This is a genomic window from Streptomyces sp. NPDC006012 (assembly GCF_042871185.1).
Lineage (GTDB): Bacteria > Actinomycetota > Actinomycetes > Streptomycetales > Streptomycetaceae > Streptomyces.
Genome location: NZ_JBIAIE010000039.1, coordinates 1 through 12,898 on the forward strand (window position 1 = coordinate 1; position 12,898 = coordinate 12,898).

Consider the following 12,898-nt stretch of genomic DNA (forward strand, 5'->3'; position numbering starts at 1 on the left):
AGCGCCGGCTTCGGCCAGACCATCCGCTCCATCAACGGCTCCCTCGAATGCGACGGCAAGAACCCGGCCCAGGTCCAAAGCCGCATCGACGCCTACCAGCGCTTCGCCCAGATCCTCGGCGTCAGCCCCGGCGGCAACCTCTCCTGCTGACACCGATCCGTGGGACGGTGCCCTGCGCGTGGGCGAAACCCGCAGCGGAGGGCCATCCGCAGGTGCACCGTCACACCCCGTTCGCCACGGCCGCCGCGTTCACCGCGACGGCCGTGGCGCCTGCGGCCCACGCCGCCACGACGGTTGCTGCGGCCGGCCCTGGCGCCGCAGCGGATCCGGGTACGCAACTCGCCCCGCCGCCTCGACCGGCAGCGGGCCGCGCCGTCGGTCCCCGCGCGAGGTCCCGCCTCGCCAGGTCCCACGCCACCGGGCCCGCCCTGCGGGACCCTGCATCTCCGGTGCCCGCCCTGCGGGCCCCGCATCTCCTGGCGCGTTCTCGCTCCGCCGGCCCCGCACCTTCGGGCCGCGTCGACCGTCAGCCGCATCACTCCGACGCCGATACGGCGGACGGGGGTGCCGAATTCCCGGGTGGTCTTACCCGCAAGATCCATCTTGCAGGCGCTGCTGCCTCCGTGCATCCCGACACCGGAGTGCTCGGCCTGACGTCTTCAGGTGGCGACGGCCAGGGCGGGAGCTGGACAGAACCTCGCCAGGGCGCCTGGAAAGAGGGGAACCCTGGGTCAGGGCCGAGCTCCGAGTCCCAGAGCCCGGGGTCCGATGCCGGCGCCCCGGAGTCCGGGGCCCCGGGCCCGGGAGGCAGGTTCCCTGAGGTCACAGATGGGTGGCCCCTTTTCAGTCGGGCGGTGCCTCGCATAATGGGTGCGGGCACAGCCGTACGACGGCGGCCCGGGCGACTACAATCGTGTAGACGTTCCACGGGCCGTGGACGAAACGGGTGAAGGACGTTCCCATGACCGACTCGAAGGACGAACGCCGGCCGGCCGGCGAGCTCGAAGCGAGCGTCATGGCCGCCCTGTGGGCGGCCGGCGGGCCGCAGACCCCCGGCCAGGTGCAGCTCAGCCTGGGCGCCGACCTGGCGCGCACCACGGTGACGACGATCCTGTCCCGGCTGCATGAGAAGGGGGTCGTGGACCGGCACCGCCAGGGCCGCGGTTACGCCTACGTCCCGGTCCAGGACGCGCAGGGCCTCACGGCCCGCCGCATGCACACCGAACTCGACCGCGACGGCGACCGGCAGACGGTGCTGGCCCGGTTCGTCGCGCAGCTCAGCCCCGACGACGAGCGCGTCCTGCGCGACCTGCTCGAACCCGGTGAGCGATGACCGCGCTGCTGCTGCTTCCCTTGCTGCTCCCGCTGGCCATGCCGGCGCTGGCCCGGCGTACCCTCGACCGGCTCGCACCCGCCGTCGCGCTGTGGGTGATCACCGTCTCGGCGATCGTCCTCGCGGGCTGTTCGCTGGCCGCGCTCGGCGCGTTCGTGGTCACCGGGCTGCTCAAGCTGCCGGTCTTCGCGGCGCTCGGCGAGCTGGTCCACCCGCTGCGCACCGCCTCCGACCTCGTCGTCGTGCCCGCTGCGGCGACCTCGGTCGGCGTGCTCGCCGTGGGCGCCGGCACCCTCGTGCGCTCGGTGCTGCACCAGCTGCGTGCCTTCCGGACGGCGCGTGACGAGGCCGGACTCGGGCCGGCGGCCGGCGACCTGTGTGTGGTGGACTCGCCGCGGCCGGACGCCTACGCGCTGCCTGGGCGACCGCACCGCATCGTTGTCACGACCGCCATGCTGCGCAGCCTGGACGCGGCCGAACGCGAGGCGCTGTTCGCGCACGAACGGGCGCACAACGACGGCGGTCACCACTTCTTCCTCGCCACCGCCGAGCTCGCCGCGCACTGCCACCCCGCCCTGCGCCCGGTGCGCGAGACCATCCGGCTCGCGGCCGAACGGGCGGCCGACGAGGCCGCGGCCGGAGCCGTCGGGGACCGGCGGCTGACCGCCCGTGCCATCGCCCGGGCCGCCCTCGCCGGGCAGAGCGCGCGCTCCGCCCGCCCGGACTTCGCTCCCGCCGCGACGAGCGGGCCCGTGCCCCGGCGGGTCCAGGCACTGCTGTCCACTCCCGCCGCCCCGCGCCGGTCCGTCTCCTGGATCGCCGTCCTGCTGGCCGCCTGCGTGGCCGTCTCCTGCGCCGCGGTGGGGACCGGAATGATCGACTTCCACCACCGCGTGGAGGTTGCGCAGGGTGAGCAGAGCCGCTGACGCCCGGATCCCGGCTCCCGGATTACCGAATCCCACTGGCGGTTGCCGGGCCGCTCTGCGGCCCACCGATGCCCAACGGGCGGGCACTGACAACTGACGGCTGCCTAGTTTTACGTATAACCTCTACGGTCGTCGCTCCCTCGCGATGTGCGACTCACCTCCCGACTCACCGTCCGACTCGGCTTCCACCGGCAAGCCACCACGTTCCACCGAGAGGCCACGATGAGACACATCGCCCTGGTCACCCTTGTCGTCGACGACTACGACGAGGCGATCGGCTTCTACACCCGGGCACTCGGCTTCCGGCTGGTCGAGGACGACGCGCGGCCCGGCGGCGGGCGCTGGGTCGTCGTCGCGCCGGGGCCGGACCAGCTCGGCACCGGCCTGTTGCTGGCCCGTGCCGCGGACACCGGTCAGCGCTCCCGGATCGGCGACCAGACCGGCGGCCGAGTCGGCTTCTTCCTGCACACCGACGACTTCGCCCGCGACCATGCGCGCATGCGCGCCGCAGGTGTGACCTTCCTGGAGGAGCCCCGGCACGAGCCGTACGGCACCGTCGCCGTCTTCCAGGACCTGTACGGCAACCGCTGGGACCTGCTCCAGCCGGCCGGCTGACCCCGCACGGCGCCGTGATCCTGCCGTGGTTCTGCCGGGTCACCCAGCCGAGCCGAGCAGCAGGCCGCGCACGTACGCGGCCTGCCCGGCGTGCTGGAGGTCGTCGGACAGGACGCTGACCAGCCGCGTTCCGAGGGTGACCGGTGGGTCCCAGCGCTCGTCGACGACGCGGTCGAGGTCCCCCGCGAGCAGTTCGCGCAGCACCCCCAGGGTCTGCGTGTGCACGGCGTCGTAGTAGCCGGTCAGCAGATCGGCCGAGGCGACCCGCACCCTGGCGACCTTCGCCGCGCTGTGCCCGTACCCCGTGTCGTGGCGCGGCAGGCCGAGGCCGAAATGCTTCTCCCAGCCCTGGGCCAGCCACACCTGGTCGAGGCCGAAGGCGTCGGCGACATGGTCGTCCTGGACCCGGGTGAGATGCCAGACCAGCCAGGCGACCGGGTTGGCGTCCGGCACCGGACGGGCGTGCAGCTCGTCCGCGCCGAGGCCGTCGAGCGCGGCATGGACTTCGTCCTGGATGCGGCTGTAGCCGTCGATGAGGATGTCCCGGGCATGCATACGTCCACCTTGGCCCATCACTCGCCGTCACGCGTCCGGAATCCAGCTTCCGTGGAAGCCCAGCGGCACCCGTCCCGGCAGATGGATCCGGGCCACCGGTTCGCCGGTGAAGTCCTGCGCCGCGAGGATCACCAGGTCCGCGGCTCCGCGGTCCGGATCGTGGACGTACGCGATCGCGTACCCGTCGTCCTCCGCGGTCCGTCGGCCGGCCGCGTCCCGTGGTACGAACACCGCCTCGCCCGCCGCCGCGTCCCGCGGCAGCCGGTGCACCTCGGTGGTGCCGCGCAGCAGATCGTGCTTGATGAGCGCGTTGGAGAAGGAGCGGTCGGGCGGGGTGCCGTCCGGGGTGAGGTACGCCAGCGTCATGTCGGCCGCGGCCGCCGAATAGCCGTACCGGTGCCGCCGGGAGACCAGCGTCTCGTTCACGCGCGGGAATTCCTGCGGCCGGTTGTCCAGCGTCCGTCGCCGTATGCGGCCCTCGTGCAGGTCCACGCGCCAGCGTTCGAGTTTCGCGGTGCCCGGCCCGTAGGGGCCGCCCGAGCCGTGCCCGGCGACCAGGAACGGCGCGGGATACGTCGTCATGTCGATGACCACGGACGACCCCTCGTCGTACGCGTTCAGCGTGTGCGAGTAGTAGACCGGGTCCACCTCGAACCAGCGGGCCGCACCGCCGCTGCGGGGCAGGACGCCCACCCGCGCGGGATGGTCGCGGTTCCAGACGTACGGCACCGGATCGCCGCGCTCGGCCGCCGCCGGGTCGAAGGTGATCGGGATGTCGAAGATGACGACGTGCTTCTCGGTGAGCGCGAAGTCGTGCATCATCGGCGCGTCCGGCACCGGGATCCGGGTCGTCCGCGCGACCCGCCCCGACGGGTCCACCACCAGGTGCCGGACGTGGTCCCAGGTCGGGTAGTAGGCGATGGCGTGCAGCTCACCGGCGTGCGCGTCGTACTTGGTGTGGGCGGCGAACGCGCCGTCCAGCGTGCCCCGGAAGTCATGGGTGCCCACGGTGTTCAGCTCGCCGTCGAGTTCGTACGGCAGCGGCCCGCTCTCCTGCAAGGCGAGGATCTTGCCGCGGTAGGGGATGACATGCGTGTTGCACGGGAAGTCGTCCGGCGGCACCGGGCCCGGGTAGGGCTCGCCGAGCTTCTTCGCCACCTGTGAGGAGCGCACCCAGCGGTTGCGGTACCACTCCGCCCGTCCGTCGCGCAGCCGGACGCCGTGCACCATGCCCTCGCCGAGCATCCAGTGGTGGACACGCGGGTCCTCCAGGCCCAGCACATTGGGGCCGTTGCGCAGGAAGCGGCCGTTCAGTTCGCGCGGGATCCGGCCGGTGACCGGGAGGTCGAAGGCCGTCAGTTCCTCGCTGACGGGCCTGAACGCACCCTCCAGAAAAGGGTGGTGACGAGCTGTCGCGTGCCGCGCCGACGCCGCCGCCGCACGGTGGCCCGCCGCCCCGGTGAGGGCTGCCGCCGCCGCGATCCCCGCCGTGCCGCGCAGTACGCTCCGCCGTGTGTGTTCCGCCATGGTCGGTCCTCCTGGCCGTGGTCGCCGTGAGCAGTGGACAAGAGTCTGCGGCGGCGGACCGGCGGAATCAGGAGGGGTGAACCCCGTCCTGGGGTGGTGCCAGGCCCCCTGTTTCGAGCAGGGTCATGAGCGCACGGGCCGCCGGGCTGGTGGCCCGCTCGGGCGGCAGCAGGGCGATCGTCTCGTACTCCGCCTCGTCCGCGCCCTTCAGCGGGAGCGCGGCCAGCGAGGGCCGCTTGTGCCGGAAGTGGCGGGGCACGACGGCGATCCCCAGGTTCTCGTCCACCAGGTCCAGCAGGCTGTGCACGTCGTTGACCTCCAGCGCGACCGTACGGCGGACGCCGGCCACGGCGAAGACGGCGTCGGTGGTGCGCCGCGGGCCCCAGTCCGGGTGGAAGTCGACGAAGACCTCGCCGCCGAGGTCGTCCGGCTCCAGCACCGCCCCGGCCGTGGCCAGCCGGTGGCTGGGATGGCACAGCACGGTCATCGGCTCGCTGGTCAGCGCGACCGAGCGCAACTGATCCGTGTCGTCCTGCGTGCGGTAGGCGAAGGCCAGGTCGAGCCGCCCGGCCGCGACCTCCTCGGCCAGCGCGCCCGAGCCGGTCTGCCGCAGCAGGATCTCCACGTCCGGATGGCTTCTCCGGAAGGCGGCCAGCAACCCGGCCACCTGCACCCCGGCGATGCACTGCTCGGTGCCCAGTGCCAGCGTCCCGCGCAGCACGCCCTGCACGGCCGCGACCGCCTCGTGCGCGGCCCGCACCTGCGCGAGGATCCGTTCCGCCTCGGCCAGCAGCGCGCGCCCCGCCTCGGTCAGCGTCACCCGGCGAGTGGTGCGCACGAACAGCGGGGCCCGCAGTTCGCGCTCCAGCGACCGGATCGACGCCGACAGACCCGACTGGGAGACCATCAGCCGTTCCGCGGCCCGGGTGAAGTGCTGGTCCTCGGCGACGGCGACGAAATGCTGCAGATGACGCAATTCCATGATTGAGAAGCCTAGCCGCTCAATTTCATCTCATTCTCCTGTTGGACCGCTGCCCGTCGGCCGGGGAAGAGTGGGGGTGACCGTGTGCCAACCCCTCTGGAGTCGCGTTGTACACCGCACACCCCGACCGTTACGCCGACATGCCCTACCGGCGCACCGGCCGCAGTGGCCTGAAGCTCCCCGCCCTGTCCCTGGGTCTGTGGCAGAACTTCGGTCCCGACCGTCCGGCGGAGACCCAGCGCGCCATCCTGCGCCGCGCCTTCGACCTCGGTGTCACCCACTTCGACCTGGCCAACAACTACGGCCCGCCGGCCGGTGCCGCCGAGTCCGCCCTCGCCGAGGCCCTGAGGACGGACTTCGCGGCCTACCGCGACGAACTCATCATCTCCACCAAGGCCGGTTACCTGATGTGGCCCGGTCCCTACGGTGAGCAGGGTTCGCGCAAGTACATGCTCGCCTCGCTCGACCAGAGCCTCGGGCGGATGGGCCTGGAGTACGTCGACATCTTCTACTCCCACCGCTACGACCCGGAGACTCCGCTGGAGGAGACGATGGGCGCGCTGCACTCCGCGGTGCAGCAGGGCAAAGCCCTCTACGTCGGCATCTCCAACTACCCGGCGGAGCAGACCCGTGAGGCCACCCGCATCCTGAGTGCGCTGGGCACCCCCCTGCTCATCCACCAGCCGCGGTACTCGATGCTCGACCGCCGCCCCGAGGACGAGGGCCTGCTGGACGCCCTGGACGAGCTGCAGGTCGGCTCGATCGCCTACTCCCCGCTGGAGCAGGGCCTGCTCACCGCCCGCTACCTGCACGGCATCCCGGAGGGATCGCGGGCGGCGAGCGGGAGTCAGTTCCTGAACCGGGACGCGGTGACCGAGGAACTCGTCGGCAAGGTACGCGCCCTGGACGAGATCGCCAAGGGCCGCGGCCAGAGCCTGGCCCAGCTCGCCCTCGCCTGGGTACTGCGCGGCGGCAGGGTGACCTCCGCGCTGGTCGGCGCGAGCAGCCCGCAGCAGATCGAGGACAGCGTCGCGACCATCCGCAACCTGGACTTCGACGCGGACGAACTGGACCGGATCGACGCGATCATCAAGGCGTAGACAGTCCAGGAGTGAACAAAAGGGACTGGGAAGGGCCTTAAAGGTCTGAAGGTCCTCAAATGGCCAAGGATGCACCAGGGCAGCTCTGGGCAGCTCTGTGCAGACAGCCGTAGCCAGATGACGAGGCTGGCGTGGACCCCCGTACCGCGCCGGCCTCGTCGTCGGCTCCCGCACGTGCCGGGAGGCGGTTCGGGGCGGGTCGTCAGGCTTCGGCGGGTGACCGGTCCGAAAATGACAGGGCCCAGGTGATCCGGCCTTCGGCGTCCATGCCGCAGTGAATGGCGCGGCATGGACGCGGCGAATGCCTTCGTGTGCGCCGCAGGCTCGGTGGCGGTCCACGCCTCGAAGGCGCGGACGGTGGCGGTGTGGCGACGTTCCGTGTTCACGGGCATGCTGAATCAGCCTCCATCGAGGCGTCCTTACCGGTCAGGATCCGCGTCGACGGCTTGCCCATCCGGTGCGGCCACCCGGTCCGGCGGCGCGGGGCGGTCGATTGCCTCGCAGGTCATGAAGGCACGACCACGACAGGGGCGCAATCCGGCCATGCGAGAGGCCCCAAATGCCAGGAGACTGGCCGGAAAGGCATGGTGACAGTGTTTCAGTAGTGAAGATACTCGAACGCCAGGGGCACTTCACCGCTCAGGAGCCGCACGGAAAGCGAGGGCCGGCCGGCACCCTACAGCGAGGCGACGGGGGAGTGATCGTGCACGACGAATTCCTGTGCCATGTCACCGCGTACGGGACGTGCGGCGGACAGCGTATCGGTGTGCCGCTGGGAACCTACCGCGCACCCACCCTGGCCCTCGCCCTGTGGTGGCTCCGGGACCGGGCGTCCTGGATCGCTGAACGCCTCGATCCGACCCCCGAGGACCCGAGCGTCCCGCCAGGCGCCCTCGTCCCCGTGGCGGCGACCATACCCGATGTACCCGGACTGCTCCGCACCTGGTGCGCCGACGACGTCCAGCAGGAACTCGTGGCGGACGAACTGGCCGGCGGCCGGCTGGTGCGGATCGCCGTCGCCGACGACACCACGGAGTACGAACTGCTCGCCGAGTCCGTCGACGCCCTGCGCATGCAGCGCACCATCCCGGCGCTCGTCCTGCCCGTCGCCTGATACGCGCCTCTCGCGCCTCTCCCGTCCCGGCCACGTGACCACGGCCGGTGGGCGTGGGTCGCCAGCCGGCCCGGTGGGCGGGCGCACAGATGAGCGAATCGGTAGAATTCCGGCCAGGGCGGAGTGGCCGGCCATCGCCCCCGGCGGCGCCCGGACACGGCGTGGAGACCGGCATGGACCGCACGGCGAGGTGCGGCCACGCGACTCCGGCCTCGCCGGATCACCGTCCACGCCCTGCCGTCTCCCGGTCCGGGCGCCCCGCCTGGGAGACGCCCGACCCCGCCCGGCCCACGGTGCCCCTCGACCCACTGCTTCCGGTCCGGCTCACCGAGTGGCACGGCGACTGGGCGCACATCGTCTGCGCCAACGGCTGGACCGCCTGGGTGGACGGCCGTTTTCTCGTCGCCGTACCCCACGGCCCGGCCGCCGGCCGACACGGCCGATCCCGGCCCGCTGCTGGACCGCGCCGGACGCGCCCTCGCCCACTACCGGCGGCCGTGGTGGACCTCTCGGCAGGCGACCTGGACGGGCAGTCCTTCGGCGACCGCACACGCGGGCTGCGGACCGGGGTGGCGGTCGACGGGGAGTCGATGTGGATGTACGACGCCGACCAGGAGCGGTGACTGGACGGCGACGGCAGACGGCTGAGCACCTACGCCACCGACCGCGAGCACCCGGACACCCCGCCGTCCGGCCACCCGGCGTCGGGCCACCCGCCGTCCGGTGCCGCGGCAGCGGACGGCGAACCATGAGGACGGGAAGGAACGGCCGGAGGCCCGTACCCGGCAGCCCGTCTCACCGCCTCCTCACGCGTCGTTCCGGCCCGGTCCCGCCCCGGCGGTGCAGGGGCCGTGCCAGCAGTCCGCCGAGGAATCCGGCGACCAGCCCCCACACTGCTGCCCGACCGACCGCCGGCCACACGTCGGGCCGCAGCAGCAGTTCCCCGGACAGCCCGCCGCCCAGATCGCCGATGCCCAGCACGGACAGCCCGTAGTGCGCCGAGATCCGGCCGACGAGGCAGATCACCAGTACGGCCACGGCGAGGACGACGGCGAAGTGCAGCGCGTGCTGCCAGGCCCGTACCCGAGCCGGTGACCGTGCCACCATCAGCAGCGCGGCGGCCGGAACGAGCACGACCGCCGCCACCAGCAGCCACCATGCCCGCCCGTCGTGCTCGGCGAGCGTGCGCAGGTTCAGCGTGGAGACGCCCGGGGTGCGCAGCACCTCGTCCAGGATGTGCGGCATGGGCAGTCCGAACGGACCGTCCACCCGGCCGTGCCAGGTCGCGCCGAGACCGACGGTGAGGGCCGGCCAGGCCAGGTTCGGCAGCCCCAGCAGGAGCACCGCGAAGGTGTCCGCGCCATGCCCGCGTACGGCCGCCGTCACCAGCGCGGTCACCACACCCAGGGCCACGTACGCGAGCAGCAGCGCCACCACGGCCAGCACGGCCGGACGCGCCGACTCCTGCAACCGCGGCAGCCGGCCCGGCAGCGGCACCCCGGGCGACACCAGCAGTGCCAGCACCAGTACACCGACCAGCCACAGCAGACCGAACAGCACCGTCCGCGGCACGTCCGCGGCGAACCCGAGTCTCGGCGCCGAGTCGAACAGGCCGGTGAGGTCGCCGAGCACGCCGCTGCCGATGTCGACGGCGAAGGTCTGACGGGCGGCCAGTGCCAGGCCGGCCAGCCCGAGCAGCCACAGCACCGCGATCCGTGCGGCCCACCCGGCCAGTTCCCCGGCGCGGAGCGGTTGCCGGCGGCGCAGCGGACGCAGGAACGCCCCGCCCACCACGAACACCCCGACGAGGGCGACCGACAGCGGGACCACCGCGAGCCCCGCCCGGGTCTCGGCGAACGCCCCCGCGTTCCCCGACAGCTCGACACCGCCCCCGACCGCCGTCACCACGGTCGCCACGACGACCCGGGCGAACGCGCCGTCCGGAAGCCGGGCGGCCCCGGCCGCCCACAGCCCGAGCACGGCCACGACCAGCATGGCGACCAGCGCCGCCAGCACCGTGGCCACGGCCTGGAGCCAGCCGTGACGGCGGACGGGCCGGTCGGCGGTGGTGATGGCGCTCACGCTGCCACGCTAGACAGCGTCCGGACGGACCGCCCCCGCTGTGGTCCGTCCGCTGCCTCGGCCGGCGCCCGCGCGCCCGCCCGGACCGGACTTTCGGACCGGCGGTCCGGCCTGTTCCCGGCCTGCAGTCCGGCCTGTTATGGGCCGGCGAGCGGGAGCAGTTTCCCGGTGAGCCGGGTCTGTCCGTCCCGTACCGGCTACGCTCCAGATGTCCCGGAGTGCCGTCCCGAGGTCCGCCGTGCGCGGTCGGCGAACACGCGACGGGACTGCGGGGTCCTCCTCGGGGTACGAGCACTGGTGCAGCAGTGACCGGCCAGACCGGCCTCCGAGAGAGATACAGATGTTCGAGCACCTGGACGGGGCAGTGATACCGACTGGTTTCGATGTGCCCGTGGAACCGCTTCGGCGGGCGGCGCACTTCACGGGCGAGCCCGGATGCATCGCCGCGGCACGATCGTTCGCCGCGGTCTTCCTCCAACAGCTCAGGAGCGCGTGGCGCGCGACGATCGACGACCGCGCCGACGAGGAACTGCTCCTGGTGGTCAGCGAATTGGTCACCAACGCCGACCGGCACAGCGACGGCCCGTACATCCTCGAACTGGAGGGCACCGACGCGGCCGTCACGGTGTCCGTCTACGACAGCAGCGTGGCCCTGCCCAGGCGCTACCCGCGTGATCCCGAACGCGTCGGGCGGCACGGCCTGGAGATCGTGCACGCCCTGGCCGCCGAGGTGACCACCGAGCGCGTACCCGTCGGCAAACGGGTACGCGCTCTCCTCACCCTCGCCCGCTGAGCCGGGCGCGCGCCGCTCGGTGCGCGGGCCCGGCCGCGCCCGTCAGGCGTAGCCGAGTTCGCCCAGCATGCCCCGGCGCAGACGCGCGATGACCCGTTTGATCAGGCGCGAGACATGCATCTGCGAGCAGCCGAGCCGTTCGCCGATCTCCGCCTGGGTGGCCTCCTCCACGAACCGCAGATGAAGGATCTGCCGGTCGCGGTCGCTGAGATCGCCGATCAGCGGCGCCAGCGACTGGAAGTCCTCGACGAGCCGCAGCCCCTCCTCCTCGACACCGATGAAGTCGACGAGAACCGCCTCGCCGTCCTCCGGACCGTCGCCGGTGAGCGCGGCGTCGAGCGACGCGGAGTTGTACCCGTTGGCGGCCAGCTGGCCCTCGACCACCTCGTCCTCGGAGATGTCCATCAGCGCGGCCAGCTCCGCGACCGTCGGCTCGCGGTCCAGCCGGCCGGCCAGTTCCTCGCGGGCCTTGGCCAACTCGACGCGCAGCTCCTGGAGCCGCCGGGGTACGTGCACCGCCCAGGTCGTGTCGCGGAAGAAGCGCTTGATCTCGCCGACGATGTACGGCACGGCGAACGAGGTGAACTCCACCTCACGGGACAGCTCGAACCGGTCGATCGCCTTGATCAGACCGATCACCCCCGTCTGGACGATGTCCTCCATGTCGTCGCCGCGGCCCCGGAACCGGCCGGCCGCGAACCGGACGAGTGAGATGTTCATCTCGATGAGCGTGTTGCGCGCGTACTGGTGCTCCGGGGTGCCTTCTTCCAGTTCTGTCAGCCGCTGGAAGAACTGGCGGGACAACTCCCGGGCGTCACGCGGCGCGATCGACGTCGGGTCCTCGATTCCCGGCAGTGGCTGCTCGCCTGCTCCGTTCTCTGCGGTCTTCTCGACGACGTCTGTTCCCGGCCGGATCCCGGCGGTGTCCATTGCCCTCTCCCCACGCAAGTCACGATTCGCTGTCCGGACGCGCGGTCCGCGGTCCGTGTGCCGCGTCCCCGGTCCGTCTGTCCTGGCATGCCGGCTCACGTACCCGCAACCTGGCGCGCCATACTTCGTTCGTGGTTCGCCTACCCGGGGTGGGCCGGGGCATGCGCCTCGTGCGGAGGCGGGCCGGAAATCGGTTGGCGGCCACCGTGCGCACCGCCGATCCTGTGAACCATGACTGACATCACAGAACCTCAGGGCGCGCTGCCCGACCGGCTGTTCGGCTGGTGGGACATGTTCGTTCGACCCGAGGACGATCCACGCGGCGACGGCGGATTCGTGGGGGAGCGGGACACACTCGTCGGCTATCTGCGGGACCAGCGGCTGACGTTGGAGATGAAGTGTGCCGGGCTGGACGCCGAGGCCATGGCCCGGCGTTCGGTACCGCCGTCCAACCTGTCGCTGCTGGGCCTCGTCCGTCATCTGGCGGGAGTCGAGCACCATTGGTTCCGGCGGGTGATGGCCGGGCAGCAGGCACCCCGCCTCTACCGCACCGCCGACGACCCCAACGGAGAATTCGACGGCGCCGTGCCCGACCCGGAGCACGTCGCCGAGGCATGGCGGACCTGGCGGTCCGAGACCGCCTTCGCCGAGCGCCTGGTGTCCGAGGCACCGAACCTCGACGTCACCGGCACGAGCGGCGACGCGGACGAGCCGATCACACTGCGCGAGGTACTGGTGCACATGATCGAGGAGTACGCCCGGCACAACGGGCACGCCGACTTCCTGCGCGAACGGATCGACGGACGGGTCGGCCAGTAAACAGCTTGGGCGCACGGCATCGGCTCGTCCGGACCTTCGGGTGCCGGGACACGGTGACATCGCCGAAGCACGCGGACCCGCCGCCGCCCCCTGTGGCACCGATCCGGTCGGCCGGCCGATGA

General features: G+C 72.2%; 14 protein-coding genes. 9 read left to right on the forward strand and 5 right to left on the reverse strand.

Translation table 11 applies throughout. From position 1 onward, the window contains the following. From ACFYPJ_RS36665 to ACFYPJ_RS36680, 4 genes are all read left to right on the forward strand, one after another. A partial coding sequence (locus tag ACFYPJ_RS36665; RefSeq protein WP_389025955.1) for a glycoside hydrolase family 19 protein occupies window positions 1-150 on the forward strand: 150 nt, incomplete at its 5' end. Between the two features lie 811 nt (window positions 151-961). Beyond that, entirely contained in the window at window positions 962-1,333 is a 372-nt protein-coding gene (locus ACFYPJ_RS36670) for a BlaI/MecI/CopY family transcriptional regulator (RefSeq protein WP_389026054.1), read from the forward strand. After that, on the forward strand, window positions 1,330-2,259 hold the full coding sequence (locus ACFYPJ_RS36675; RefSeq protein ID WP_389026056.1) for a M48 family metalloprotease: 930 nt from the start codon (window positions 1,330-1,332) through the stop codon (window positions 2,257-2,259). Before ACFYPJ_RS36670 ends, ACFYPJ_RS36675 begins: the two co-directional genes overlap by 4 nt. A 222-nt stretch (window positions 2,260-2,481) precedes the next feature. Next, on the forward strand, window positions 2,482-2,874 hold the full coding sequence (locus tag ACFYPJ_RS36680) for a VOC family protein (RefSeq protein ID WP_389026058.1): 393 nt from the start codon (window positions 2,482-2,484) through the stop codon (window positions 2,872-2,874). Window positions 2,875-2,913: 39 nt separating this feature from the next. Here the strand turns inward: ACFYPJ_RS36680 and ACFYPJ_RS36685 are convergent, their stop codons facing one another. From ACFYPJ_RS36685 to ACFYPJ_RS36695, 3 genes are all read right to left on the reverse strand, one after another. Further along, window positions 2,914-3,429, reverse strand: coding sequence for a DUF664 domain-containing protein (locus ACFYPJ_RS36685; protein WP_389026060.1), 516 nt, complete (start codon window positions 3,427-3,429; stop codon window positions 2,914-2,916). Window positions 3,430-3,456: 27 nt separating this feature from the next. Next, on the reverse strand, window positions 3,457-4,956 hold the full coding sequence (locus ACFYPJ_RS36690; RefSeq protein WP_389026062.1) for a carotenoid oxygenase family protein: 1,500 nt from the start codon (window positions 4,954-4,956) through the stop codon (window positions 3,457-3,459). A 67-nt stretch (window positions 4,957-5,023) separates the two neighbouring features. Beyond that, window positions 5,024-5,938: a LysR substrate-binding domain-containing protein gene (locus tag ACFYPJ_RS36695; protein ID WP_389026064.1), complete on the reverse strand. Its 915-nt coding sequence runs from the start codon at window positions 5,936-5,938 to the stop codon at window positions 5,024-5,026. A gap of 107 nt (window positions 5,939-6,045) precedes the next feature. Between ACFYPJ_RS36695 and mgrA the strand changes: the two genes are divergently transcribed. The 3 genes from mgrA to ACFYPJ_RS36710 all read left to right on the forward strand — a co-directional run bounded on the left by mgrA (window position 6,046) and on the right by ACFYPJ_RS36710 (window position 8,775). Beyond that, window positions 6,046-7,038: an L-glyceraldehyde 3-phosphate reductase gene (mgrA, locus tag ACFYPJ_RS36700; protein ID WP_389026066.1), complete on the forward strand. Its 993-nt coding sequence runs from the start codon at window positions 6,046-6,048 to the stop codon at window positions 7,036-7,038. A 703-nt stretch (window positions 7,039-7,741) separates the two neighbouring features. Beyond that, the gene (locus ACFYPJ_RS36705) at window positions 7,742-8,152 is read left to right on the forward strand and encodes a hypothetical protein (protein WP_389026068.1); all 411 of its coding nucleotides are present in this window, start codon (window positions 7,742-7,744) and stop codon (window positions 8,150-8,152) included. Between the two features lie 173 nt (window positions 8,153-8,325). After that, a complete protein-coding gene (locus ACFYPJ_RS36710) occupies window positions 8,326-8,775 on the forward strand; it encodes a hypothetical protein (RefSeq protein WP_389026070.1) in 450 nt (149 codons plus the stop codon). A gap of 172 nt (window positions 8,776-8,947) precedes the next feature. On the opposite strand, the gene ACFYPJ_RS36715 is transcribed toward ACFYPJ_RS36710, so the two are convergent. Then, window positions 8,948-10,234 carry a streptophobe family protein gene (locus ACFYPJ_RS36715; protein WP_389026071.1) on the reverse strand — a complete coding sequence of 429 codons (1,287 nt, stop codon included), beginning with the start codon at window positions 10,232-10,234 and terminating at the stop codon, window positions 8,948-8,950. Between the two features lie 340 nt (window positions 10,235-10,574). On the opposite strand from ACFYPJ_RS36715, the gene ACFYPJ_RS36720 reads away from it, so the two are divergent. Beyond that, window positions 10,575-11,027, forward strand: a complete 453-nt coding sequence (locus ACFYPJ_RS36720) for an ATP-binding protein (RefSeq protein ID WP_389026073.1) — start codon at window positions 10,575-10,577, stop codon at window positions 11,025-11,027. Between the two features lie 42 nt (window positions 11,028-11,069). On the opposite strand, the gene ACFYPJ_RS36725 is transcribed toward ACFYPJ_RS36720, so the two are convergent. Next, window positions 11,070-11,957 carry an RNA polymerase sigma factor SigF gene (locus ACFYPJ_RS36725; protein ID WP_389026075.1) on the reverse strand — a complete coding sequence of 296 codons (888 nt, stop codon included), beginning with the start codon at window positions 11,955-11,957 and terminating at the stop codon, window positions 11,070-11,072. 231 nt (window positions 11,958-12,188) lie between these two features. Between ACFYPJ_RS36725 and ACFYPJ_RS36730 the strand changes: the two genes are divergently transcribed. Continuing rightward, complete coding sequence (locus ACFYPJ_RS36730; protein ID WP_389026077.1) at window positions 12,189-12,776, forward strand: DinB family protein; 588 nt, start codon at window positions 12,189-12,191, stop codon at window positions 12,774-12,776. The last annotated feature ends 122 nt before the right edge of the window (window positions 12,777-12,898 follow it).

Bases quoted from the DNA above. Each gene is read 5' to 3' on its own strand.
- ACFYPJ_RS36670 (WP_389026054.1), top strand. From the start codon at position 962: ATGACCGACTCGAAGGACGAACGCCGGCCGGCCGGCGAGCTCGAAGCG.
- ACFYPJ_RS36675 (WP_389026056.1), top strand. From the start codon at position 1,330: ATGACCGCGCTGCTGCTGCTTCCCTTGCTGCTCCCGCTGGCCATGCCG.
- ACFYPJ_RS36680 (WP_389026058.1), top strand. From the start codon at position 2,482: ATGAGACACATCGCCCTGGTCACCCTTGTCGTCGACGACTACGACGAG.
- ACFYPJ_RS36685 (WP_389026060.1), bottom strand. From the start codon at position 3,429: ATGCATGCCCGGGACATCCTCATCGACGGCTACAGCCGCATCCAGGAC.
- ACFYPJ_RS36690 (WP_389026062.1), bottom strand. From the start codon at position 4,956: ATGGCGGAACACACACGGCGGAGCGTACTGCGCGGCACGGCGGGGATC.
- ACFYPJ_RS36695 (WP_389026064.1), bottom strand. From the start codon at position 5,938: ATGGAATTGCGTCATCTGCAGCATTTCGTCGCCGTCGCCGAGGACCAG.
- ACFYPJ_RS36710 (WP_389026070.1), top strand. From the start codon at position 8,326: ATGGACCGCACGGCGAGGTGCGGCCACGCGACTCCGGCCTCGCCGGAT.
- ACFYPJ_RS36720 (WP_389026073.1), top strand. From the start codon at position 10,575: ATGTTCGAGCACCTGGACGGGGCAGTGATACCGACTGGTTTCGATGTG.
- ACFYPJ_RS36725 (WP_389026075.1), bottom strand. From the start codon at position 11,957: ATGGACACCGCCGGGATCCGGCCGGGAACAGACGTCGTCGAGAAGACC.
- ACFYPJ_RS36730 (WP_389026077.1), top strand. From the start codon at position 12,189: ATGACTGACATCACAGAACCTCAGGGCGCGCTGCCCGACCGGCTGTTC.